The following is a 23,241-nucleotide window of genomic DNA, read 5'->3' as shown; positions in this document are numbered from 1 at the left end:
GTCATCACACCCACAAAGGTCCAGGCCATTCGTCACCGGATGTGTCCGGCACGCCTGCACGCCGTTTTCCTCAGGGGGTCCTATGAAGGTCCTGGCCCACCGCCGGCTTCTCGCTCTCGCTCTCGCCGGCTCGCTGCTCGGTGCCTGCGGCCTGCTGCCGTCCTCCGGTGACGAGGAGCAGGTGCTGGACGTCTGGCTCATGCAGTACAGCGCGCCCGACGACTTCGTCGACGCCGTGGTGCGGGATTTCGAGTCCCGTCACGAAGGGGTCTCGGTGCGGGTGACCGTCCAGGAGTGGGGCGGCATCGGCGAGAAGGTCACCGAGGTGCTCACCAGCGGCGAGGGCCCGGATGTCATCGAGGTGGGCAACACCCAGGTCGCCCAGTACGTCGATCTCGGCGGGGTCAAGGACCTCACCGCCCAGGTCGTCGCCCTGGACGGCGACGACTGGATACCCGGCCTCGCCGAGGCCGGCAAGGTCTACGGCCACCAGTACGGCATCCCGTACTACGCGGCCAACCGCGTGGTCATCCATCGCACGGACTTCTTCGAGGAAGCCGGGATCACCGGGCCGCCGGCCGACCGGCAGGAGTGGCTGGCCGTCACCGAGGCGCTGAACGGCGACGGCCGTCAGGGCATCTATCTGGCCGGCCAGAACTGGTACGTACTGGCGGGCTTCCTCTGGGACGAGGGCGGCGACCTCGCGGTGGAGAGCGCCGGCCGGTGGCACGGCGCACTGGACACCGACGAGGCCCGCGCGGCCATGGAGTTCTACTCCGAACTCCAGGCCCTCGGCAACGGCCCGAAGAACTCCGACGAGGCAACGCCGAACCAGGACGAGGTCTTCGCCGCCGGCGATGTCGCGCAGATCATCGCACCGCCCGGAGCCGCCCAGGCCATCATCGAGTCGAACCCGACGCTGGAGGGCCGTCTCGGCTTCTTCCCCGTCCCCGGAAAGGAGACAGGCACCCCCGGTGCGGTGTTCACCGGCGGCTCGAACCTGATCATCCCCAGCGCCACCGGTGAACCGGTGCTCGCCTACGAGTTCGTCAAGCTCCTCACCGGCGACGAGTGGCAGACCGAACTCGCCCGCACCATGAGCTACGTCCCCAACCGCACCACCCTCACCGAGGCCGTCGAGGGCGACCCGGGCTGGACCGCCATGGTCGAGGGAGCGCGCAACGGCCACTCCGCCCCGCGCTCCCCTCGCTGGGGGGATGTCGAGGCCGACAACCCGGTCAAGGACTTCCAGACCGCGGTCCTCACCGGCGCCGACCCCGTCCAGGCGGGCAAGGAGGCGTCCGACGCGCTCACCGCGCTGCTGGGCGGCTATCCCCGCCCGTCCGGCTGACCTCCGCGGCCGGCCCGGCGCCGGGCGTCAGCCGCCCCGCAGCCCCCGGGCGGCCAGCCACCTCAGTTGCCCGGCAGGCTGCGAGGCCAGTCCCCCGCCGTGGTCGCCGAACTCCCACACCGTCATGTCCTTCTCCCCCGCGTAGCGGTGGTAGGCGGCGAAGACCGTGGAGGGCGGGCAGACGGGGTCCATCAGCCCCACGCTGAACAGCGCCGGAGCCGTCGCGCGCGGCGCGAAGTGCAGCCCGTCGAAGTAGCTCAGGGTCTCGAAAGCCCGGTCGGGGTCGTGCCGCCGGTGCGTGCCCAGGTACTGGACGATCTCCGTGTACGGCGGCATGGCAGCGATCTCGGTGCCGCGCCGGAAGTGGCACAGGAACGGCACGTCGATCAGCGCCGCCGCCACCGCGTCCCCCGCAAGCCCCGCCGTCGCCAGGGCCAGTCCGCCGCCCTGGCTGGCTCCGGAGACGACGATCCGCGCCGGGTCGACCGCCGGATGCCCGCGCAGCGCGTCCACCGACCGCACGCAGTCCGTCATCAGCCGCCGGTAGTAGTAGTGCTCCCGGTCCTGGATGCCCCGCGTCATGAACCCGGCGAAGTACTGCGGGGTGGGCACCGGGTCGGGATCGGGGGTGTCGTGGCCTTGGCCCCGGGTGTCCACCACCAGGTGGGCGTAACCGGCGGCGCTCCACAGCAGGTGCTCGGTGTACAGGCCCCGGCCGCCGGTGTAGCCGATGTACGTCACCACCGCCGGCAGCGGCCCCTCCGCCCCGCGCGGCAGCAGCAGCCAGGCCGCCACCGGCTGACCGCCCCAGCCCGGGAACCGCACGTCGAAGACGTCCACCGAGATCAGCGGCGAGTCCGCCACCCGCCGGTACTCGGCAGGGCCGGACGCGGCCGACCGGGCCGAGGCCAGCGTCTCCTCCCAGAACGCGCCGAACCCCGCCGGCTCTGGGACCTCGGGCCGGAAATCGCGCAACTGCGCGAGCGGCAGATCGGTCAGGGCCATGTGATGTCCCTCTCGTCGGTGAACCGTACGGGTGCCCCCAGCACGGAAAACGCTCCCGGCCGAAAGCTACGGACGCTTTCCGCCCTGGTCAACGCGGTTCCGCGCTGTCATCATCGGCCTGACCGAGCCACCGGTCCGACTGCACGACCTGATGGGAGCCGCATGTCCTCCGCCGCGCTGCGAGATGTCTACATCGTGGACGCCGTCCGTACCCCCGTCGGCAAGTACGGAGGCGCTCTGGCCGCCGTACGCCCCGACGACCTGGCCGCCCACGTGGTCAGGTCACTGGCGGACCGCACCCCCGACCTGGACCCCGCGCGGATCGACGACGTGATCTTCGGCAACGCCAACGGTGCCGGTGAGGAGAACCGGAACGTGGCCCGGATGGCCGTGCTGCTGGCCGGTCTCCCGCTGACCGTGCCCGGCACCACCGTCAACCGGCTGTGCGCCTCCGGCCTGGAGGCCGTCGTCCAGGCCTTCCGCGCCATCGCGGTCGGCGACGCCACCGCCGTCATCGCCGGGGGCGTGGAATCGATGAGCCGCGCCCCCTGGGTGATGCCCAAGCCGGAGCGCGCTTTTCCCGCGGGCGCCCCGCAGACCTACTCCACCACCCTCGGCTGGCGCATGGTGAACAAGCGCATGCAGCCGGAGTGGACCGTCCCGCTCGGCGAGGGCGCCGAGCTGATAGCCGACAAGCACACCATCACCCGCGAGCAGCAGGACACCTTCGCGCTCGCCAGCCACGCCAAGGCCTCCAAGGCCTGGAGCGAGGGCCTCTACGACGCCGAGGTCGTGCCCTACCCCGGCACCGACATGCCCCGCGACGAGGCCGTCCGCGACGGCGGCACGCTGGAGTCCATGGCGAAGCTGCGGCCCTCCTTCCGCCCGGCGGACACCGGAACCGTCACCGCGGGCAACGCCTCCCCGCTCAGCGACGGGGCCGCCGCGCTGCTGCTGGTGAACGAGGAAGGCCTCAAGGCCACCGGCCGCGAACCGCTCGCCCGGGTCCGCGCCACCGCCGTCACCGCCCTGGAACCGCAGCTGTTCGGTCTCGGGCCGGTCGAAGCCATGCGCAAGGCGCTGGAGAAGGCCGGCCGCGGCTTCTCCGACCTGCACACCGTCGAGCTCAACGAGGCGTTCGCCGCGCAGGTGCTCGGCTGCCTGGCCGAATCCCCCGGCCTCGACCCGGAGATCGTCAACCCGCGCGGCGGCGCGGTGGCCATCGGCCACCCGCTGGGTGCCTCCGGCGCCCGGCTGGCCGGCTCCGTCGCCCACCAGCTGACCGCCGCCGGCTCCGGCGTCGGCATGGCGACCCTGTGCATCGGCGTCGGCCAGGGCCAGGCCGTCGTCCTGGAACGCTGACCCTCCCGGTGATACCCATGACCGCATGGAGTGGTTCGCGAGCCCCGACGCCTGGCTGAGCAGGCTGGCACTGCAGCGCGGGCTGGCCGTCATCTACGTCATCGCGTTCGTGACGGCCGCCCGCCAGTTCCGCCCGCTCGCCGGGGAACACGGGCTCACCCCCGCCCCCCTCTTCCTGCGGTCGGTGCCCTTCCGGCACGCACCCAGCCTCTTCCAGTGGCACTACTCCGACCGGTTCTTCCAGGCCGTCGCCTGGCTGGGTGCCGTCCTCGCCGCGGCCGTCGCCGCCGGAGCGGCCGACGCCCTCCCCCTGTGGGCCTCGATGCTGGTCTGGACGGCGCTGTGGGTGCTCTACCTCTCCATCGTCAACATCGGACAGCTCTGGTACGCCTTCGGCTGGGAGTCCCTGCTGCTGGAGGCCGGATTCCTCGCCATCTTCCTCGGCAACGGCGACATCGCCCCGCCCACCGTGACCCTGCTCCTCTTCGTCTGGCTGGTGTTCCGCGTCGAATTCGGCGCGGGACTGATCAAGTGGCGCGGCGACGAGTGCTGGCGGAAGCTGACCTGCCTGGAGCACCACCACGAGACCCAGCCCATGCCGGGCCCGCTGAGCTGGTTCTTCCACCACCTGCCGCGCCCCCTGCACCGGGTGGAGGCCGCCGCCAACCACATCACGCAGCTCGTCGTGCCGTTCGCGCTCTTCCTCCCCCAGCCCGTGGCGACCTGGGCTGCGGCCGTCGTCATTGTCACCCAGCTCTGGCTCGTGGCCTCCGGCAACTTCGCCTGGCTCAACTGGATCACCATGATCCTCGCGCTGGCCGCCGTCGACGGCGCCCTCCTCGCCCGCCACCTCCCCCTGCCCGCCCCGCCCGCGGACCAGCCGGACGCACCCCTCTGGTTCCAGGCCCTGGTGCTCGCCGCCGCCGCACTCGTCGCCGTCCTCAGCTACTGGCCCGTCCGCAACCTGCTCTCCGCCGGCCAGCAGATGAACCGCTCCTTCAACAGACTCCACCTGGTCAACACCTACGGCGCCTTCGGCAGCGTGACCCGCGTCCGGCACGAGATCGTCCTGGAGGGCACCACCGACCGCGAGATCACCGAGGACACCCGCTGGCGGGAGTACTCCTTCCGCGGCAAGCCCGGCGACGTGCGCCGCCTCCCCCGCCAGTTCGCCCCCTACCACCTGCGCCTGGACTGGCAGATGTGGTTCGCCGCCCTCTCCCCCGCCTACGCCCGCCCCTGGCTGCGACCGCTGATCGACCGGCTGCTCCGCAACGACGGGCCCACCCTCCGCCTGCTGCGCACCAACCCGTTCCCCGGCACACCGCCCCGCCACATCCGCGCCCGGATCTACCGCTACCGCTTCACCACCTGGCGGGAGCTGCGCGCCACCGGCGCCTGGTGGCACCGCACCCCGGTCGGCGAGTACCTCCCCCCGGTCCAGGGCCCCGACCTGCACTGACCCCCACCTCGCGCACCCACCCTCCGGGATGCGGTATGGTTTCTCATGCACGGCGGCCGAGGGGAAAACCCCAGGCCACACGGGCACCGGGACGTGGCGCAGCTTGGTAGCGCACTTGACTGGGGGTCAAGGGGTCGCAGGTTCAAATCCTGTCGTCCCGACACTGATCAGAGGGCCTTTGCGGATTCCGCAAGGGCCCTCTGACATCAGCGGGTGACATCATCCCCACTACCCGTGGACTGTCATCCCCCCCTCTTCGGAGCCCAGCTCCCCTTCCTCGTTCTCCTCGGGCCCCAGTGCCTCACTGATCCGCTCGGGTGTTGCTCTCAGCGTCGTGTCCAATCACGTGTGCGCAGGTGTCGAGCGTCACCGTGATGGTGCTGTGCCCGAAGGTTTCCATGATGGTCCGCGCGTCGCCCCCCCTCTGCGAGCAGTGAGTGAAGCGCAGGTGTGCCGCACGTCGTGCACACGGACGCGGCGCACATTGGCATGCGGCAATGCACACCGTGAGCATCCGTTGAACCTTCCCCTTGCTGTAGGACACCTGGAGCCTCCACCTCACCTCGAACGGCTCACTTTGTGGCTGGGCACCAGCCTGGTAGGGCATGGCCCACCAGGCTCTGTGACTGGCGCAAGTTCCCACCTCCGCGAATGTTGCGTCCCGCCACCGGAGAAGGAAACGGGAAACAGCATCGATCGCCTTGTCCGTCCGGCACAGGTTGTCGCACTCTTTTGTGCAGCACCGCCTCGACCTGGACGAATGGGCTTGGGAGGTTTCCGTGCCACAGCCGTCCACCGGGTTCGGCGAAGAGTTGAGGAAGCGGCGTCTGGAGGCCGGGCTGAGCCTCACGGCCTTGTCCGGCGCCGTGCACTACAGCAAAGCGCAGTTGAGCAAAGTTGAGCGAGGCATCAAAGCTCCCAGCCGTGACCTCGTTCGACTGTGTGACGCCGCCCTCGGCGCCGACGGAGCACTGATCGCCCTGGTCGTCCAGGACGATGCTGACACACTCGCCGAGCCGACTGCGAGCCAAGTCGCTGAGGAGAACTGGATCATGCAACTGTCGCCGGACGGCCAGAACCACTTCCAGCCCGTAGGCCGACGGGAGGTGTTGGGCACCGGCGTCGCATCGCTGATGACATGGCGGTCGGACAGAACGGGATCGCCCTCCCCAGCTACAGGTGCCGGCATGCTGGAAGCATCTCGCTCATTATTCACGCACTACCGGAAACTGGGTCAGACCGTGGAACCCGGTCTGCTCTTGCCTGTCCTGATCGCGCAGACGCACACTCTGCGGGAACTGTCTGCTCAAACCGACACTGGTACCCGTCGGCAACTGTTGGCGCTCGGCTCCCGGTACGCAGAGTATGTCGGTTGGCTGGTGCAGGAGACCGGGGACGAACGCGCGGCACTGTGGTGGACACAGCGCGCGGTCGATCTGGCAGCTGCTGGTGGAGACCAGGCACTGGCAAGCTACGCATTGGTCCGCAGGGCTCTGGTCACGTTGTACCGGGAAGACGCCAAGCAGACGGTTGCCCTGGCCCGTCGCGCACAGAGCAGCACGCTGCCACCGCGGATCCGCGGGCTGGCGGCCCAACGAGAAGCACAAGGACACGCACTCGCAGGTGACCTCAATGCTTGCCTGCATGCCCTGGACCGCGCTCGGGCACTCCTCGCTCGTCAGGAGGACGGCTCCGGCGAGCCGGTGATCGGCACCATGCACCTCCCCGACCCAGTCAGCATGGTCACAGGCTGGTGCCTGGTGGATCTCGGTCGACCGCGAGAAGCGTGCGAGGAACTGGATCGGCAGCTCGCCTTGGTCGGCCAAGAGGCGGTGCGTACGCAGGTGCGGTACGGCGTGCGCCGTGCCCTCGCCTATGCCGCAGCAGGAGAAATCGACCACGCGTGTGCACTGACGTCGCCCCTGCTCGACGGTTTGGCGGCAGTGCGCTCAGCGACTGTCACGATCGATCTACAACGCCTGGCTCGAGTCCTGGCTCGCCATTCGGACCACCCTTCGGTACGTCTGCTGGGGCCGCGGCTCGGCACTTTGTCGCGCTTGCCCACTTTCTGAGAAAGGGATCACCATGAACGAGGTCTTCATCAACTACCGCACAGGTGACGGAGAAAAAACCGCCGCCCTTATCGACCAGGAGCTGTCACGTCGCTTCGGCCCGAATCGCATCTTCCGCGCGTCGAAGTCCATCACCCCTGGCGAGGCCTACCCTGACGCCCTGCTGGCCGCACTGCGACGCAGTTCTCTCCTGCTGACCGTCATCGGACCGAACTGGACGAAATTCCAGACCCGCCTGCACGAACCGGAGGACTGGGTGCGCAGGGAGATCAAGGAAGCATTCGCCTGTGAACTTCCGGTCGTTCCTATCCTGGACGGCCGGAAGACGGACCGGCTGAGCAAGGCCGACCTACCACCCGAGCTGGCACGACTCGCCGACCTTCAGTCCATTCCGTTCGATACCCACGACACCGAAACAGGTATCAGGCGCATTGGTGATCTGGTGGCCGAGTTGATCCCCGGGATAAGCGACCTGGACCGAGTCAATGAGACCTTGCCCGCATCGGACACTGTGGCCAACTCGATTGGGGCCGTGAGTGGGACAGCCGTACAGAGCCGTGACTTCACCGGAGACGTCGGTGGCATCGTCGTCAAGGGCTCCCACGGCCCGGTCCACACGGGCAACGGCCATATCTACCAGAACTCCCGCCACGTGTCGGGCGACCGGCACATCTCGGGGAACGGAATGACGTACTTCGAGGGCGATAATCACGGCACGATCCAGCATCGGTTCGGTGGGCCGGAGCGAGGCGAGGACAACGTCCGGTGAACCAGCACAGCAGCACGCAGGTCGAGAACCTGCAAGGTTTCACGCACACGGGCCCCGGCAACATCTACGTCAACGTCGGCTCCCAACTGCAGGACTCGGACAAGCCGGCCTTCCGGCAGATCGCGGAAGACCAACTTCGCTGGCTGAAGCGCGTTCTGGTCGATCCCTTCAACATGGGCAGGGCCCGCGCCATACTCGCCGACACCGGCACCGTCATCCTGGACGGTGCCCCTGGCAGCGGCCGCACCTCCGCGGCCCGCGTACTGTTGCGTGAGTACCGCCGGGATGGCGGCGTCTTCCACGAGCTCCTGCCCGGTGAGGAAGATGAACTGTCTCTCCACGACCCGGCTCTGGTGGAGACCGGTGACCAGTTGCTGCTGGATCTGGCCACTGCCGACAGCCGTCAGTGGTCCGCGGCCCGGGCCGGCCTGTCGGCTCTTCGCAAGGCCGTCGACAAACGGCATGCACATCTTGTCATCGTCATGCCGCACGGCAGCACCCTCGAGCCGGACCTCCAGCACTACCGGGTGGAAATCCGGCGGCCTCGCGGCCTGAGCGTTCTCCGGCGACATCTCCGCGTGCACGGCATCCCGCATGAGCAGTACCTCCGCCCCGACGACACCGTCACTGAATTCCTGCGCGACGAGCAAAGACCGATGCGGGAGATCGCGGACTTCGCTGATCTGGTGCGCCGTGCCCGTGAGACCGCCCGGTCGGACGAGGGGTTCGCGCAGTGGTGCGCGACGGCCAGCAGGGCACGGAACGACCGACGCGAGGAAGTCGCCGCGCTGGTCACCGGATTACCCGAGGTTCCTCAGCGGGCACTGCTCATCGCTGTCTCCATGCTCCACGGGGCGCACGCCGATGTGGTCCACCGTGCGGCTCAGCTTCTGCTGCGGACTCTCGGCTGCCCGCCGGAAGAGGGGCCGCTGCTCCAGCACAAGGACCTCGCTGAGCGGCTGACGGAGATAGCAGCCAATGCCGATGTGGACGGATACGTTCGTTTCGCTGATCTGGACTATGACTCCGCAGTCCGCGCACACTTCTGGGACCACATGCCTGACCTGCGGCCCCACCTGGGCACGTGGGTCACGCGTGTCGTGGATCTGAACGATCCCCACGTCACCTCTGCTGTTCGTGATGGCCTGGTGGCCGGCGTGGCCGGTCAGTATCTGCGGACCGGGCGCGAGGACGGTCTGGCGTCTCTCGCCGAGGGCTGGAGCTCTGAGACGGTGAGCAGGGCGCGGCTCGAAGCCGCTGTCCATGCGCTCACCTGCGGCCTGAACGACCCGGCTCACGGCAGATATTTCCGCGAGCGGATCTATCAGTGGTGTGCCCAGCGACGCCTCAGGGGAGAGTTCGCACAGGTACTTGTCCGAATTTGCGCCGACGTCCTAGCGGCGAGCCATCCGGACCAGGCCCTCCTCAGGCTGTACTACCTGGCCCGGCGTGAGCGCGATACCACGCGTGCCGTGCAAGCGTTGTGCGACTTGGCGGAGAGCAGTCGCCGACTGCGCCGAAGGCTGCTCGTCCGCCTCGCACGATCCGAGCTCTCACCCTCCGACCTGGGCATCTTCCTGCGCGTCTCTGCTCCGGTGCCACTGATGGATATCTCCGCCACCTCACGCGCGCTGGCGGAGGAGAACGCCGTCCAGCGCTCATTGACCACCTGCTGGCGTGCGGCACTGACCACGCTGCCCCGGGCGATATGGCAACCATTCGCGGAACGCTGGCTTTGCCAGGCAGCCGACGACACAGGACACCTCGGCGAGCTTCTGCTGGACCTCCTCGTCAACGCGGCCGAGCGATGCGGGGAAAGACGGGGTGAGGTCTTCGCCGCGCTGTACGAAAGTGCCCGCAAAGCCGAGCGCACCGTCCCAGGAGGCCCCGCGCGCCCTACTGAAACCGCCGAACGGCTACTTCACAAGATCAGCGTGGCCCAGGGGCTCTGTCCAGCCACCCCGCCGCCTCGCGCTGCCAAAAGGACTCAACCGTGACGACTGCGCAAAAGACGACAACTGTATTTCTCAGCGTCCTGAGCGGCCTGCTGCTGGCCATCATGGGGCTGACGCAGAAGTGGCCCACGTGGGTATGGCCGATACTTGCCATCCTCCTCCTCATTGTCCCCGCAGCAGCCTTCCGGATCGCTGCGCTGCGCCGCGGCCCCATGCCGGCCAGCTTCGAAGAACAACTCACGGCCCCTCCCGTGGAACGCACGGAATACCACCTCCGCCAAGTAGCGCTGCCCAGCCTCTGGGACGATTACCACTTCGTCTTCTCGGCCACCGTGCGGTGGTACCCGGTCGAATCACTCGGACATACCCCTGTTCTCAATCCGGCAGGACTCGCCGCCGAGGCGGTCCTGAACCGTGCCCGCACCATCACCGAGAAACGGGAGCCTGGCCAGGCCTCACTCGTCCAGCACGAGCTCAGCGGCGCCCTCAGCTGTCTGTGTCCGGACCCCACAGGACATCTCCAGGTCATGGCGGAGAGTATCGATCTCACCCTGCTCCGGCAGGACCAGGAACGCCTGGACAGACTCGCTGATGTACGCAAGGACGAGGCAGTCTGGGAGCACCAACGCAAGTACGAGCAGAGCAAGCGTCAGTACCTGGGCGAGGATGTGTTGAGGGACACCGGCAGCGCAGTGGTCTGGTGGCTCGCCAAGAACAACGAGCATGTGGAAAGGACCGTGGCAGACCTCGCTCTGCTGGCACAGCTCACATCCGCAGCCAACGACACCGACGTTCCCGAACGACTTCAGAGCCTGTTGCCGCAGCAGAACGGTGAGCCGCCTGCTCCAGATTTCCTCGAAGAGGACACTGCCTCCGCGCCACGAGAACGGACAGCTGCGGATCATCTCTCGGATCTCTTCGACACCATGGGATTCGCGGAAGGAGACGCCCGGCGGACGATGCTGGCCAAGCAGTTCTCCAACCTCATCAAGGAACAGAACCGTCACGAGACGGCCGAGATTCTTCTGCGCAGTTTCGACCCACCGGCAGCCTTCACGCCGAAGGACGAAGAGGAGTCGAACCTCGGCGCTCAAGCGTCCGATGAGACATCCGGGGCCCCTCTCATTTAGGAGAAGACAATGGACAGCGAATTGGCTGCCCTTGCGGCAACGGGAGCAACCACACTGGTCTCCCTCATGGTCACCGACTCCTGGGCGCACGCCCGAGGACTTGTCGGACGCCTCTTGGCACGTACCGGTTCGGGCACTGCCGCAATCGCCGAGCTGGACGACGCAAGAAGCCAGCTACTCACCCTCGATGACACAGAGGATGAGCAGACCACCTCGGATATCAGAGACCAGTGGCACGCCCGCCTGCAACAGCTCGTTGAAGCCGGAGACATCACAAGCGACGACCTGCGTTCTCTGCTCACCTCGTTGCAGCGGCTCGCCGCTGCTTCAACAACACGTCAGGGCACCGTACACAACAACATCAACGACGTCGTTCAACACGGCCCCGTCATCCAATCAGGCCGAATCACCGGGCTCACCTTTCACGTCCACCAATTCCCAGCTTCCGACAGGGAGAGAACGGAGCCCACTGATTGCTCAACACCGCACGGAGCCACCAGGGACCGTTCCTGAGAGGCGGAAAGCTTGCAGTGGTGTTTGGCGGTGTACTGGCTGGCGGGAGACCATCCCCGGGTGGCACGTGAAGGGTCTGCAGGTTCACCCGCCTGGAACGCGATTCCCAAGCTGTTCCGAAAACACGCAGCACCGGGTCGCCGTCGCCGGTCGCCGCGCAGCCCGTCCTGCCCGAAAGGGCAGGGCGGTGTGTACGCGGGCGGCAAGGGCCGTCCTGGACCTCGGTGCACCGGGCCGGTCAGGCTGGAGGCGGCCGGAACAGCTGTCCGGGACGGGTGCGAGGGGAGCCGCGGATGCATGCGCACAGCCATGAGCACGAGGACACCGAGATGGGCCGTCCGGAGGCCTCGCGGCAGCCGGAAGAGATGTCCCATATGGTCCGGGCCGCGGTGGCCGGCCGACCGGATGTCCTCGGCACGTCGGGGGTGGGCACGCTGCAAAGGGCAGTGGGCAACGGTGCCATGGGCAGGGTGCTGCAGCGCCAGGGCGCCGATGGCCACGGCGGTACGGAGAACGCGGAGGAGGAAGAGTCCCGGTCTTCCGTGCACCAGGTGGTGGCCTCGGGCGGGGAGCCGCTGGACACCGAGACCCGGGTCGACATGGAGGCCCGTCTCGGCGCCGACTTCTCCGGGGTCCGGATCCATACCGGTTCCGAGGCCGGCGACTCGGCGAAGGAGCTGGGGGCACGCGCATACACCGCGGGCGACCACGTGGTCTTCCAGCGCGACGCCTACGAGCCGTCCACCGAGGCGGGCCGCACCCTGATCGCCCATGAGCTGACCCATGTCATTCAGCAGCGCAGCGGCCCGGTCGACGGGACCGAGACGGCCGACGGGGTCCGGGTCAGTGATCCCTCGGACCGCTTCGAGCGCGAGGCCGCGGCCAACGCCGAGCGGGTGATGGCCGAGCCCGCCCCCGCCCCCGCCGCCCCAGCCGCTGCCACGGCCGCCGCCCCGTCTGCCGCCGTGCAGCGGATGACGGAGGACGGCGAGGGCGAGGACGAGGAGCCCGCCGATGTCCAGGGCTCGTTCGTCCAGCGGGCGGAAGAGGGCGAGGAGGAAGCGGAGGAGACCTCCGGCTGACCGCCGTGGGCCTCAGGAGAGCGAGCCCTCTGACGGACCGGCCCGCTGAGGCGCCGCCCGGACCCCCGAGGAGCCCGGGCGGCGCGGCGCGTGCCCGGCGGGGAGCCCCGCAGGCGCGCGGCTCTCCTCCGGTCAGCTCTCCTCCTCCACCAGCAGTCCGCTGATGAAGACCGCCTCATTGCACTGGGACGGGGTGGAGGCCCCTACCGGCCGACCGACCTCCCGGCAGTTGAGGGTGACCGTGATCTCGCCGCCGGCCGGTACCAGGATCGGGGTGACGAAGTGGTAGTCGGAGTCCCGGAAGTTCTCCAGGGCCAGGCTGAGCAGCGACTCCCCCCGGCTGGAGAGCGTCAGGCTGCCCGCGTCGCCCTGCGGGTTCTGGACCACGATGTCCGTCAGGTGGAAGACACTGGCGCCCGGCACTGTGTAGACCGTCACGGTCTCGGTGCCGCCGCCGGCCCGGGACTGCACCTCTGCGCGGGCGCTCGCCGGGGCCGCGGGGCCGCCGGGTCCGCCCGGAGCGCCGGGGTCCGTCCCGCTGCTGTCGCCTCCGCCGCCGGGCCCGCTGCCGCTGCCGTCCGGGTCCTCCCCTGCGGGCACGCCGTCGGTCCCCGCCCCGTCGCCGCCGGGGCCGCCGGTCTCTCCCCCGTCCCTCCGCTCCCGCTCCCGCTCCGCCTCATCGAGGGCCTCCGGCGTGATGGCCTCGCGGGCCGCGGACTCCACGGTGGGCCGCAGTACCGCAAACCAGAGACCGACCAGCAGCGCGATCGCCAGCAAGGCGGCGATCAGCGCCCGGGGCAGCCAGCTCGGCAGGATGGGCTGCTGCTGGTAGGAGCCGTCGAGGACCAGCGGCGGGGGCGAGGGCTCTCCTTCCGGCGTCTGCGGCGCCACCACGGCCTGAAACGGATGGGTGACCGGCGCGCCGCGCCAGCGGCGCTTGGCCGGTTTGATGGCGACCTTGGCGAACTTGGTCTCGCCCGGCGGAATGGTCAGCTCGGCGGGCTCGACGAGGATGCGGGCGCCTTCTCCGCTCTGCTGACCGCTGAGCCGCACGGTGACAGGGGTGTTGCCCCGGCTGTCCACCGCGGCCTCGTGCCGTCCTCGCCACGCGCCGTGCGTGCTGCGCGGCACCAACTCGGCGGTGACCTCGGAGAAGGGCAGCACGGTCACCGTGCCCTCCGGCACGGTGACCTCGCTCTTGTCGCTGGTGGGCACCACACGGACACCGATGGGCAGTTCCCCGGCGGCCAGGGACGGCTCCCGGGGCGGGCGCAGCCGAAGCGTCGCCGAGGCGGAGGCTCCCGGATAGAGCGAGAGGCTCTCCGGCTCCACGGTGGCCCAGTCGGCACACGGCCCGGCCACCTCGAACCTGACCTCCTCCACCGTGTCGCCCGAGTTGAGCACGCGCACGGTGAGTTCGGCCTCACCACCGGGCTCCACGACCACAGAGGACGCGTCAAAGCTCGCCGTAACAGTCATGCGACGAACCGTAGGGGCGGCCGGAAGCGAGGACACCGGCCGGTCAGGAACACTTTCGGGCAGGGGCATATTCCCTCTCAGTCTTTGGCGGATGCCCGGCCGCCTCGTGTGGTTTTTGTGGAAATCCCTGCGCGCAGGAGTGATCGGACTCGCTGCGTGACAGTTACTCAACGGAGGGTGGGGCTCCACGGGAGGGGAGGGGCACGATGAATGCCATTCAGGAAAGGCCCTCGGGCCGGGTACGGGTGGAACTGCGCGCAGCGGATCCCATCTCACAGGCCGGGGCGGCCAACCACTTGCGGTCCCGCCCCGAGATCCAGCTGCTGACTCAGGACTCCCCCGATCCTCCCGAGGTCGTCGTGGTGGTCGTGGACTCCGTCGACGACGAGGTGCTGCGCACCCTGCGGAAGATCCAGCGCGCCGGATCGGCTCGCGGCGTCCTGGTGCTCACCGAGGTGGACGCGCAGCAACTGGTCTCCGCCGCCGAGTGCGGCTTCACCGGCGTGGTCCGCCGGCACGAAGCGACCGCGGAGCGGATGGTCCAGGTCATCTCGGCGGTGGCCCGCGGCGAGGGCTACGTGCCGCCCGATCTGCTGGGCAGCCTGCTGGTTCAGGTGGGCCAGGTGCAGGGCCAGGTGCTCAGCCCTCGCGGCCTGAACTTCACGGGCCTCGCCAACCGCGAGATCGAAGTGCTGCGTCTGGTCGCCGAGGGATACGACACAGCGGATATCGCCGTGAAGCTCGCCTACTCCGAACGCACGATCAAGAATGTGCTTCATGCTGTCATGACCAGGCTAAATCTGCGCAACCGCTCGCATGCCGTGGCCTATGCCCTGCGCCAGGGACTTATCTGATCAGATTTCAGCAGTCCCGGAACGCGCTCGATCCACGCCGGATCAACCCACGGGGCCGGATACGGTCAACTGCACCGCGGCGGGCCGTCCCCGTGCCGCGGCATATGAGGGCGATCCCGGCAACGCGGCAGATGGCCGCAGCCCATCCCGTGGGCCCGGCGGTGACCCGGACACGCTCCGCGCCGAGTGCCCGCATCGAACCGCCCGGACGGACCCGGCGCCGTCGGGGCCTTTGGGGCACGCCGCGCTTCCCGAAGGTCTGGCTCGGGCACCGCTGCGCCCGCCACGCACCCGCGCGAGGGTGGAGACCGGCTCCACCGATCTAGAATGGGGTGTTCTGTGCGGGGGATTCAGCGCTTCCACCGGAAGGTTGGAGTGGGGATCAGCGGGCTCGGTGCGCTGCTGGCCATCGCACTCCTGCTCGCCGTCCTCTCCCCGCCCGGCGGCGTCGGCCCCACTGCGGCCATTCCGCCCGGCACGGTCACCCCCGACCGGGTCACGGCGGAGCTGGACCCCGGCGACTCGCTGACCGGCGACAAAGAGGTCACCACCCCGGTGGTGCCCGCGCGTCCGGACGTGGTGCTGCTGGTCGATGGCACGGGCAGCATGGGGCCCGTCATCGACGGCATTCAGCGGGATCTGAGCGACATCACCCGCCGGGTGCGCGAGGAACAGCCCGACTCCCGGTTCGCGGTGGCCACCTTCGGCGACGCCGAGGTGGACGGGGACCGGACCTTCGAGGTGTTCACCCGCCTCACCTATGACCTGGACGAGGTGCGGGACGGTGTCGATCAGCTGACCGCCGACCGGGGCTTCGGGAGCGAAGGCCCCGCCGAGGACTGGATCCATGCCCTCTGGCAGATCGTCTCCGGAGCCGCAGGGACGTTCCGGAGCGATTCCAGCCCCATCGTCGTCCTGGTCGGCGACGCCTCGAGCCACGACCCCAGTGTCGCCATCACCATGGACGACGCCATGGAGGCGCTGCAGGACGCGGACGCCAGGGTCGTGGCCGTGGACATCGAGACCGAGGTCGGCGACGGCCTCGACGGCGAACGCGAGGTCGACTGGAGCGATGTTCCCTCGATCCGCGGCCAGGCCACGGCGGTCGTGGAGGCCACCAACGGCACGCTGCTGAGCGGCATCGAGGAGGACGAGGTCGCCGAGGCCATCGGGGACGGCCTCACCAACTTGCCCACCACGGTCGGCTATGAGACCCGCGGCTGCCATCCCGCTCTCACCGTCACCCTGGAGCCGCCGAGCCGGACCGTGGTCAGCGGCGGCACCGCCCGTTTCGAGGAGACGATCGAGGTCGCCGAAGACGCGCCGCAGGGCGTCCGTCTCGACTGCACGGTCCAGTTTCTGATCGACGGCCAAGCCCCGGAGGAGAGCCCGCCGGGTCCCCCTCCCCTGGGATGGGGCATGGGCCGTGGCCACGGTGGCTCCTGGGGGACCGGCGGAACGGTGGGAGGCGGGACGGCCATCGGAGGAACGGCGGTGGGGGGCACCGTGAAGGGCGCGGACGGCGGGGGCACGTCCGACGGCACCTCTGCCGGGACCAGCGACGGTGCCACCGGAGGCAGCGCGGGCGCCGTCGCCGGGGCCGTCGGCGGCGGTATCGGCGGTCCCGGCGAGGGCCAGGTGGGCGGCGTCGTCGGAGGTACCGTCGCCGGCGGCGGCACAGGCGGCCCGGAAGGCTGCCACGGCCGGGCGGTCGCCGGACTGATCGGCGGCGTCCTCGGCGGCCACGACGGCGGCCACAGCTTCGGCGCCGTCGCGGGCCTGATCGGTGGCCTGATCGGCGGGCCCGGCGACGGCTGCGGGGGCGGCCCGGAGGGCGGTTCCGAGGGAGGACCCGAGGGCGGACCGGAAGGCGGACCCGAAGGGGGCCCGGAAGGAGGACCCGAGGGCGGACCCGAGGGCGGGCCCGAAGGGGGCCCCGGAGGCGGACCCGAAGGAGGACCCGAAGGGGGCCCGGAAGGAGGACCGGAGGGAGGACCCGAAGGGGGCCCGGAAGGAGGACCCGAAGGAGGACCCGAAGGCGGACCCGAGGGCGGACCCGAAGGGGGCCCCGAAGGCGGACCCGAAGGAGGCCCGGGTGGGGACGATCCGCCGGATCCCGATGACCCCGTGCCGCCGTACCAGCAGCGCATCAGCATCATCGTGGGCGATGTCGAGCCCCCGGTCGTCACCGTCGATGACCTCACCGTCCGCGCCGAGGACGAGAACGGTGCCGTGATCGAGTACACGGCCACGGCCGAGGACGCCGTGGACGGGCCGCTCCCCGTGGAATGCGCGCCGCCCTCCGGTTCCCGCTTCCCTGTCGGAACCACCGAGGTCACCTGCACCGCCACCGACACCTCCGGCAACACCGGCAGTGACACCGCGACCTTCACCGTGCTGGCACCCCCGCCAGGGGACGAGGATCCCCCGGACGACCCGCCCGAGCCGCCCGACCCGGAAGCTGACCTGGCGGTAACCGCGGTCATCGATCCCGACCCCAGCTACACCGGTCTCTCCACCACCACCCGGTTCGTCATCACCAACGCCGGGCCCGACACCGCCGAGGACGTCGTGCTCAGCACCGCCTGGCCCCGGGTCGCCGGAGCACCGGCCGCCGCACGGGAGATCTCCGAGCTGGCCGACTGCACTGAAGACGCCCCCTGCACAGTCCCGGCCGGCGGTCGTCTGGAGATCGCCCAATCCGCGATCTATGACTATCCGATCAGCAGCGTGGTGCGTGCCCGCGTCACGGCCGCGACCCCGGACCCGGACCGCGACAACAACACCGCCAACGCCCGGCTCACCATCCTCCAGCCGGAACTGACGGTCACACCGACCGTCGCACCACCCGGAGGAGTGGTCATCGCACGCGGCGAGAACTTCCCCCCGCGCAGCACGGTGAAGCTCACCTGGCAGCCGGGCATCACGGCCGCCCGCTCCCCGGTCACAGTCGGCCGCGACGGCACCTTCGAGGCGCAGGTGATCGTGCTGCGCCGCGACCAGCTCGGCCCCCGCATGCTCCAGGCGACGGTGTCGGGGCTGCGCCTCGCCGAGGATCTGGAGGAAGAGGTCCTGGTCGTTCAGCGCAACCTCCAGCCACCGGACTTCGCGGGCCGCGGCTGACCGGCCGGACGATGACACACGACTGCCCGACGAGGAGGGACGGAGCCAGCGGTGATCCATGAGGTCGACGAGGCCCTGCGCGGCCTGTTCCGCGCCGAGGCACTCGCCGGTTCGCAGGTGACCGTCGTCTTTGACGCGCCCACCCGGGAGTGGGCGGCCAAGGTCAGCGCCCCCACCATCAACCTCTACCTCTACGACATCCGGGAGGACATGCGGCGGCGCCAGCGCGGACTGCACAACGAGTACAACGAGGAGGGCGTGGTGGTGGCCCGTGTCCGCCCGCCCCGCTTCTTCAAGCTCTCCTATCTCATCACCGCCTGGACCAGGCGGCCCGAGGACGAACACCGGCTGCTCTCCGCCCTGCTGGTCTGCCTGATGGGTCACGATGTACTGCCCGAGGAGCGCCTCGGTGGCGAACTCGCCGCGCTCGGCGTGCCCGTCCCCATGACCATCGCGCTGCCCCCGCCCACCGACCGGTCCTTCGCCGACGTCTGGAACGCGCTCGGCGGGGAGCTGAAGCCCTCCCTCGACCTGGTGGTCAGCGTGCCCGTCACCGCCTCGCCGCGCTACCCGGCCGGGCCACCGGTCGGCGACGAGGGACTGCGCGTCGGCTTCTCCGGCCTGCCCGGCGCCGAGGCCGAGTCCCGCGCGCCCGCCGGAAACGGCGGCCTGCCGCTGTACGGCACCCTCCCCGACGGGCCCAGCCCCGAGCGGCGCCGCGCCGAGGAGGCCGCCGCCCGGGAGGAGCGGGGCGGCACCGGCGGCGGGCGCCGCTCCGGCATCGCCTCCCGGGTCTCCGAGGAGGAATCGTGACCGGTACCGGCCCCGAAGGGCCCAATGTCCCACCTCCCCCATCGGCCCCACCCGTCGTGCCCGACCCACCCGCCCCCGATCCGCACGACCCGAGCCTGCGCCACCTCCTGGACCGCGCCCTGCTCGTGGAGGCACGCGTGCGGCGCGCCGTCGACGCCCGGCAGCGCACCGACCCGGCTCCCGACGACGCGTTCCGCGGCCTCTACCTCAGCGACGAGACCGTCCGCCGCCTCCTCGACCACGGCAGGTCCCTCGACCCCGCCCCCGACGAGGCCGACGCGGCCCGCCTCGCCGAGGCCGAGGAACGAGCCTCCGCAGCCCGGCCGCCCACCCGGCTGCACGCCCTCGCCACCGCCTTCGGCCTCACCAGCCTCGACATCGAAATCCTGCTCATCGCGCTCCTCCCCGATCTCGACGACCGCTTCGAGCAGTTCTACGGCTATCTCAACGACGACGTGACCCGTCGTCGCCCCGCCATCGGCCTCGCACTCGGCCTCTGCGGCCTCTCCCCCGCCGACGCGTCCGCCCGCGCCCGCTTCGACCCGCAGGCGCCGCTGCTCGACGGCGGGCTGCTGCTGGTGGAGGAACCGGATCGGCCGTTTCTCGGCCGCTCGCTGCGCGTCCCCGACCGGGTCGCCGCCCATCTGCTCGGCGAGGACACTCCCGACCCCCGGCTGGCCGGCCTGCTGGCCCCGCCCCACGCCCACCAGCTGTGGCGGGACCTGGCCGGGGCCGGCGACCCGGCACCGCTCGCCCGCACCCTCGCCGACGGGCTGCCGCTGGTATATCTGCGGGAGGAGCAGGGCGGCGCGGGCGGCGCCCTGGCCGCCGCCGCGCTGACGGCCGCCGGGCGCACCGTTCTCGCCGTGGACCTGGAACGGCTCGGCGGTGACCCGCGCCCGCCGGAGGCCGTGCGCACCCTTGCCCGGGAGGCCCGGCTCACCGGCGCCGGACTGGTCTGCGGGCCGGTCGACGCACTCGTCGGGGCGCAGAGCCCCCGCACCGAGGTGCTGCGGGCGCTCGCCGACGCCGCGCTGCCGTCGCTGCCGGTGCTGCTCACCGGCCGTGTCCCGTGGGACGCCACCTGGTCGGCCCGCCCCCCGCTGCTGCTGCCCACCCCACGCGTGGAACCGGCCTCCCGCGCCGCCCTGTGGTCCCGCTGCTACGACGGCCCACCAGCCCAGGGCCTCGAGCTGGACCACCTCCTGTCGCCCTTCCTCCTCACTCCCGACCAGCTCGCCCGCGCCGCACGCGCCGCCGAGCAGTCCGCCGCGCTGGACGGCGGCCCGCTCCGCCCGGAGCACGTGCGCGCCGGGGCCCGCGCCCAGAACGCGGCCGGTCTCGACCGTCTCGCCCGCCGCATCGAACCGGCCGTCGGCTGGCCCGACCTGGTGCTGCCCCCGGACGCCCTCGCCCAGCTCCAGGAGTTGGCTGCCCGCGCCCGGCACCGGGACCTCGTCCTGGGCGAGTGGGGCATGCGCCCCGGCGGCGGCCGGGGCCGCGGCGTCACCGCCCTCTTCGCGGGAGACTCCGGCACGGGCAAGACCATGTCCGCCGAGGTCATCGCCGCCGATCTGGGCCTGGACCTCTACACCGTCGATCTCGCCACCGTCATCGACAAGTACGTCGGCGAGACGGAGAAGAACCTGGAGCGGATCTTCTCCGAGGCCGCCGGAATCAACGGCGTCCTCCTCTTCGACGAGGCCGACGCGATCTTCGGCAAGCGCTCCGAGGTCAAGGACGCCCACGACCGCTACGCCAACGTGGAGAGCGCCTACCTGCTCCAGCGCATGGAGACCTTCGACGGCCTGGCCATCCTCGCCACCAACCTCCGCGCCAATCTCGACGACGCCTTCACCCGCCGCCTGGACCTCGTCATCGACTTCCCCCTCCCCGACGCCGACCACCGCCGCGTCCTGTGGGAACGCTGCCTGGGCCCGGTACTCCCCCGCGGCACCGATCTGGACCTCGACTTCTGCGCCGAGTCCTTCGAGCTGGCCGGCGGCAACATCCGCTCCATCGCCGTCACCGCCGCCTACCTGGCGGCCGAGTCCGGCAAACCGGTCTCCATGGCCGACCTGATCCACGCCATCCAGCGCGAGTACCAGAAGCTGGGCCGCCTCACCCTCGACTCCGAGTTCGGCCCGTATCTGGTCCTCCTCACCAGCCCTTGATCCGACCGGACGTACGTAACGTACGTGGCCTCCTCGCGACAATGGCTGGCCTCACAGAGGGGAAGGAGGTGCCACCATGTCCGTCGTGCACTGCGACAGCTACAGCGAGGCTCGCGCCCATCTCAAGGATTGCTTGACGCCCCGGAGCGAGGCCACGTCGCGACCGTGCACCGCGAGAAGTCGCCGGCGGCTTTCGTCATGGGGTCGGGTCAAAGCCCTGTCGGCGAACCAGTCGGTGACGCACCGTACGTCGCCCTCGCCAAGTCCCTGACACACCACTGATCACCAGCGACGACCACATCAGGAAGCAGAGCGGAGCGGCCCGTTGCCGCGTCGATGTCATCGCCGTCGACGCCTAACCCGGTTCCGACGGCCACGCGGACCCGTACTGGAAGGGGCAACATGACGGCGGCAGCCGGGTAAAGGGCTGCGGGCGCCGCAACGAGGCGGGCGCGGTCAGGGCCATAAGCTGCACCGAGCGGACGACGCCTGTGCGGTGAGGGCTATGGACCCCCAGGTCTGTTGCCCTACCGGATCGCTCGTGCTGGCCGGGTTCATCGCCGGGCACCGCTCGAAGCCGGCGCTCCAGCAGGTTGGCGGTTTCGGCGTCGGGGGCGTACCCCCGTGGGGTGGAGATTGGGCTGTTCATGTGGCCCACGCTGCCGCTGCCGTCCTAGCGTGACCAGATACGGCGCGGGCACGGAGGGTCGCTGTAGGTGTCCGGAGTGCGGGTGTCTGCGAGGTGGAGCGTGACTGCCGGCGCGGGGGCCGCGTTGGCCGTGAGAGGTGGTGCGGAGATGAGTGAACCGGCGGGACTGGTGGACGTGACGTCCGCGAGCGGCGACGACGGTGGCGGGGAACGGCAGCTCGGGCCGGAGGTCGGGTCCGGTGTCCTGCGCGCCTTCGGGCGGCAGTTGAAACGGTTCCGGATGCGGGCGGGTATGGAACGGCCCGAGTTCGGCGCCCGGACGGGCTACTCGGCGTCGACCATCGCCGCGTACGAGCAGGGGCGCCGTGTGCCGCCGCCGAGGTTCATCGACCAGGCGGACGAGGTGCTGGACGCGGCCGGGGTACTCCTGGAGATGAAGGAGGAGGTGGCTCGGGCCCAGTATCCGGCGTTCTTCCGGGACGCGGCCCGGTTGGAGGCAGAGGCCGTCGGGCTGCACGTGTACGAGATGTATGCCGTCCCCGGCTTGTTGCAGACCGAGGACTACGCCCGAGCAGTGTTCTCGGTCCGCCGCCCCCTGCTCGATCACGACCGGATCGAGCAAGGGCTGAATGCACGTCTGGCGAGGCAGGAGATCTATGCCCGGACGCCCGCGCCGTTGGTGAGCTTCGTCCTGGAAGAATGCGTCCTCCAGAGGCCTCTTGGGGGTAGAGACGTACTGCGGCACCAGTTGGAGCAGGTACTGCTCATCGGCCACAAGCGGAACGTCGAGATCCAGATTATGCCGATCAGTCGAGAGGACCACGGGGCGCTGGGCGGCCCGTTCACCCTGATCGACACATCTGAAGGTCGGAGGATCGCCTACGCGGAGGTGCAAGGCGACAGCCGCCTCTACTCAGAGCAGTCGAAGGTCCGGGAGCTGGAAGCCCGTTATGGGATCCTCCGAGCGCAGGCCCTCACACCGAGTGAGTCACTTTCATACGTAGAGAAGTTGCTGGGAGAGACATGAGTGTTGAGTCCGAACTGGCTTGGTTCAAGAGCAGCTACAGCACTGGGGACGGGGGGCAGTGCGTCGAGGTCGCCGTCCGCTCTCACGTCGTCCATGTACGGGACTCCAAGGACATAGCCCGCCGTGGACTTGCGGTCGATGCGGCAGCATGGACAGTGTTTGTGGGCTTCGCTGCCCGGTAGGACGTTGGGGCTGCCCCTGACAAACACGCCAGGGACAGCCCTCGTCCGGGCTCGGCCCGTCAGCTACCCCGATGCGGCTTCGCGGGCAGGTGACGTCCAGCGGCCGGCGGCGATCTCGGCTTCCAGCCGCGCCCGGAAACGGGCGTGTGCCGCCCGCATCTCCGGCCTCGCGGTCAGCCTTGCAGAAGGGGCCTCTAGTGCTCCAGTTGCAGTTCGCTATCGCTGCTGGTCAGGAGCCG

General features: G+C 70.0%; 17 protein-coding genes and 1 tRNA gene. 16 read left to right on the top strand and 2 right to left on the bottom strand.

What is annotated here, in order from left to right:
* Nucleotides 1-82: 82 nt before the first annotated feature.
* Nucleotides 83-1,351, top strand: a complete 1,269-nt coding sequence (locus ABD299_RS07990) for an extracellular solute-binding protein (protein WP_344259843.1) — start codon at nt 83-85, stop codon at nt 1,349-1,351.
* A 27-nt stretch (nt 1,352-1,378) separates the two neighbouring features.
* On the opposite strand, the gene ABD299_RS07985 is transcribed toward ABD299_RS07990, so the two are convergent.
* A complete protein-coding gene (locus ABD299_RS07985; protein WP_344259842.1) occupies nt 1,379-2,356 on the bottom strand; it encodes an acetylxylan esterase in 978 nt (325 codons plus the stop codon).
* A 162-nt stretch (nt 2,357-2,518) separates the two neighbouring features.
* Here ABD299_RS07985 and ABD299_RS07980 point away from each other — a divergent pair, with 162 nt between their 5' ends.
* The 9 genes from ABD299_RS07980 to ABD299_RS07940 all read left to right on the top strand — a co-directional run bounded on the left by ABD299_RS07980 (nt 2,519) and on the right by ABD299_RS07940 (nt 12,701).
* Entirely contained in the window at nt 2,519-3,718 is a 1,200-nt protein-coding gene (locus ABD299_RS07980; RefSeq protein WP_344259841.1) for a thiolase family protein, read from the top strand.
* 25 nt (nt 3,719-3,743) lie between these two features.
* The gene (locus tag ABD299_RS07975) at nt 3,744-5,180 is read left to right on the top strand and encodes a lipase maturation factor family protein (protein WP_344259840.1); all 1,437 of its coding nucleotides are present in this window, start codon (nt 3,744-3,746) and stop codon (nt 5,178-5,180) included.
* 87 nt (nt 5,181-5,267) lie between these two features.
* Nucleotides 5,268-5,341, top strand: a tRNA-Pro gene (locus tag ABD299_RS07970).
* A gap of 540 nt (nt 5,342-5,881) precedes the next feature.
* Nucleotides 5,882-7,252, top strand: a complete 1,371-nt coding sequence (locus ABD299_RS07965; protein WP_486388909.1) for a helix-turn-helix domain-containing protein — start codon at nt 5,882-5,884, stop codon at nt 7,250-7,252.
* Between the two features lie 13 nt (nt 7,253-7,265).
* On the top strand, nt 7,266-8,021 hold the full coding sequence (locus ABD299_RS07960) for a toll/interleukin-1 receptor domain-containing protein (protein ID WP_344259839.1): 756 nt from the start codon (nt 7,266-7,268) through the stop codon (nt 8,019-8,021).
* Nucleotides 8,018-10,018 carry a hypothetical protein gene (locus ABD299_RS07955; RefSeq protein WP_344259838.1) on the top strand — a complete coding sequence of 667 codons (2,001 nt, stop codon included), beginning with the start codon at nt 8,018-8,020 and terminating at the stop codon, nt 10,016-10,018. Before ABD299_RS07960 ends, ABD299_RS07955 begins: the two co-directional genes overlap by 4 nt.
* Complete coding sequence (locus ABD299_RS07950; RefSeq protein WP_344259837.1) at nt 10,015-11,106, top strand: hypothetical protein; 1,092 nt, start codon at nt 10,015-10,017, stop codon at nt 11,104-11,106. Before ABD299_RS07955 ends, ABD299_RS07950 begins: the two co-directional genes overlap by 4 nt.
* 9 nt (nt 11,107-11,115) lie before the next feature.
* Nucleotides 11,116-11,619, top strand: a complete 504-nt coding sequence (locus ABD299_RS07945; RefSeq protein ID WP_344259836.1) for a hypothetical protein — start codon at nt 11,116-11,118, stop codon at nt 11,617-11,619.
* A 293-nt stretch (nt 11,620-11,912) separates the two neighbouring features.
* On the top strand, nt 11,913-12,701 hold the full coding sequence (locus ABD299_RS07940) for an eCIS core domain-containing protein (protein ID WP_425581281.1): 789 nt from the start codon (nt 11,913-11,915) through the stop codon (nt 12,699-12,701).
* 132 nt (nt 12,702-12,833) lie between these two features.
* Here ABD299_RS07940 and ABD299_RS07935 read toward each other — a convergent pair whose 3' ends face one another.
* Nucleotides 12,834-14,180 (bottom strand): COG1470 family protein, encoded by a 1,347-nt coding sequence (locus ABD299_RS07935; RefSeq protein WP_344259835.1) that lies wholly within the window; start codon nt 14,178-14,180, stop codon nt 12,834-12,836.
* A gap of 206 nt (nt 14,181-14,386) precedes the next feature.
* On the opposite strand from ABD299_RS07935, the gene ABD299_RS07930 reads away from it, so the two are divergent.
* The 6 genes from ABD299_RS07930 (at nt 14,387) to ABD299_RS07905 (ending at nt 23,002) form a co-directional block, all read left to right on the top strand.
* On the top strand, nt 14,387-15,034 hold the full coding sequence (locus ABD299_RS07930; RefSeq protein WP_344259834.1) for a helix-turn-helix transcriptional regulator: 648 nt from the start codon (nt 14,387-14,389) through the stop codon (nt 15,032-15,034).
* Nucleotides 15,035-15,409: 375 nt separating this feature from the next.
* A complete protein-coding gene (locus ABD299_RS07925; protein WP_344259833.1) occupies nt 15,410-18,157 on the top strand; it encodes an HYR domain-containing protein in 2,748 nt (915 codons plus the stop codon).
* 51 nt (nt 18,158-18,208) lie between these two features.
* The gene (locus tag ABD299_RS07920; RefSeq protein ID WP_344259832.1) at nt 18,209-18,970 is read left to right on the top strand and encodes a Pvc16 family protein; all 762 of its coding nucleotides are present in this window, start codon (nt 18,209-18,211) and stop codon (nt 18,968-18,970) included.
* Nucleotides 18,971-19,026: 56 nt separating this feature from the next.
* Entirely contained in the window at nt 19,027-21,144 is a 2,118-nt protein-coding gene (locus tag ABD299_RS07915; protein ID WP_344259831.1) for an AAA family ATPase, read from the top strand.
* Nucleotides 21,145-21,941: 797 nt separating this feature from the next.
* The gene (locus ABD299_RS07910; protein WP_344259830.1) at nt 21,942-22,820 is read left to right on the top strand and encodes a helix-turn-helix domain-containing protein; all 879 of its coding nucleotides are present in this window, start codon (nt 21,942-21,944) and stop codon (nt 22,818-22,820) included.
* Nucleotides 22,817-23,002, top strand: coding sequence for a DUF397 domain-containing protein (locus ABD299_RS07905; RefSeq protein WP_344259829.1), 186 nt, complete (start codon nt 22,817-22,819; stop codon nt 23,000-23,002). The genes ABD299_RS07910 and ABD299_RS07905 overlap by 4 nt, the downstream gene beginning before the upstream one ends.
* Nucleotides 23,003-23,241 lie beyond the last annotated feature (239 nt).

This window comes from Streptomyces sodiiphilus (assembly GCF_039529215.1).
GTDB lineage: Bacteria > Actinomycetota > Actinomycetes > Streptomycetales > Streptomycetaceae > Streptomyces > Streptomyces sodiiphilus.
The sequence above is the reverse complement of the archived record's forward strand: the minus strand, read 5'-3'. Positions and strand labels throughout refer to the sequence as shown.